The following is a 1,385-nucleotide window of genomic DNA, read 5'->3' as shown; positions in this document are numbered from 1 at the left end:
GTTCGGGCCCTCCGTGTCGGGGGTCGGCTCTAGAATCGAACACATGAGCGAACGGGTGCTGGGGGTGGTCGAGCGGGAGGCGCTCGAGCGGGCCCGGACGCGCCTGGTCGCTCTGCGCGCCGAGCAGTACCGGCTGCTCCAGGACATCGCCGAGCTCGAACGCCTCGGGGTCGCCCAGCAGACCGGGGACCGCGCCACCCCACGACTGCTCCAGGACGTCTCGACCCTGGACCTGCACGAGGCCCGCCGGTTGACCGAGGAGTCCGCCGATCTCGCCCCGCGCTGTTCCCTGCACGGGGAGCCGTTGCCGCCGCGGTTGCCGGTCACGGCGACGGTCTACGCCTCGGGGGAGATCGGCCCGGCGCACGTGGTGATCATCCGCAGGACGATGGCGCACCTGGAACGCCTCGAGACGGTGTCGGTGGAGGACCGGTCGGCCGCGGAGCGGTTGCTCGCCGACGACGCGACCCGGTTGCCGCCGCGGCTGCTGGCCCGGGTCGCGGCCCGTCTGATCCTGGCCTTCGACCCCGACGGGGCCGCCCCGCCCGAGGGGGAGGACTGCCGCGACGAGCTGCACGTGGTGCGTCGCCGCGACGGTCGGCTGGAGTTCACGGGCCGGTTGCACGACCCCGTCGACGGGGAGGTGTTCCTCGGCGCGATCGACCCGCTCGCCGAACCGTTCGGTCCCGACGACACCCGCAGCCTCGGTCGGCGCCGCATCGACGCGCTCAAGGACATCGTCGGCGACAGCGGGCGCCCCGGCGGCCTCACCAGCGACACCACCACCCCGGACGACGCCGACATCGAGGCCGACGGCGACACCACCGCAGGCCACGGCGACGAGAGCGCGCTGATCCCGCAGCCGCGCCGCCCCGAGCCGGCAGGGTCGTCGGCGGCGGCGAGCAGGCCGCAGCGGCCGGGGCGGGCGTTGGTGACGATCACGATGGACCTGCGGTGGCTCCAGCTCGCCACCGGCCACGGCGTCCTCGACACCGGGACCCCGGTCGACCCGGCCACCGTGCGCCGCTGGGCCTGCGACGCCGAGGTCGTCCCGGTCGTGCTCGGCTCGAAGTCCGAGCCGCTCGACGTCGGGCGGATGCAGCGCACCGTCACCGACGCCATCCGCCGGGCCCTCAATATCCGCGACGGGGGCTGCGCGTTCCCCGGCTGCGACCGGCCCCCACGACGCTGCCACGCCCACCACATCCGCTTCTGGGGCCACGGCGGCGACACCAGCCTCGACAACCTGGTTCTCCTGTGCCGACACCACCACCAGGTGATCCACCACGGCCACTGGACCGTGCAGATCGTCGACGAGCTGCCCTGGTTCACCCCACCGAGCTGGATCGACCCCGACCGACAACCCCGACCCGGCGGCCGACCCC

General features: G+C 74.2%; 1 protein-coding gene. It reads left to right on the top strand.

Annotation, left to right across the window (positions count from 1 at the left end; translation table 11 throughout):
* Positions 1–43: 43 nt before the first annotated feature.
* Positions 44–1,385 (top strand): HNH endonuclease signature motif containing protein (locus tag PH189_RS30240; protein ID WP_274192572.1); only part of this gene is annotated, 1,342 nt, incomplete at its 3' end.

The sequence above is a fragment of the Actinomycetospora chibensis genome, from assembly GCF_028737215.1.
GTDB classification, from domain to species: domain Bacteria; phylum Actinomycetota; class Actinomycetes; order Mycobacteriales; family Pseudonocardiaceae; genus Actinomycetospora; species Actinomycetospora chibensis.
Note: the sequence above shows the minus strand (reverse complement) of the source record. Positions and strands in the feature narration are given on the sequence as shown.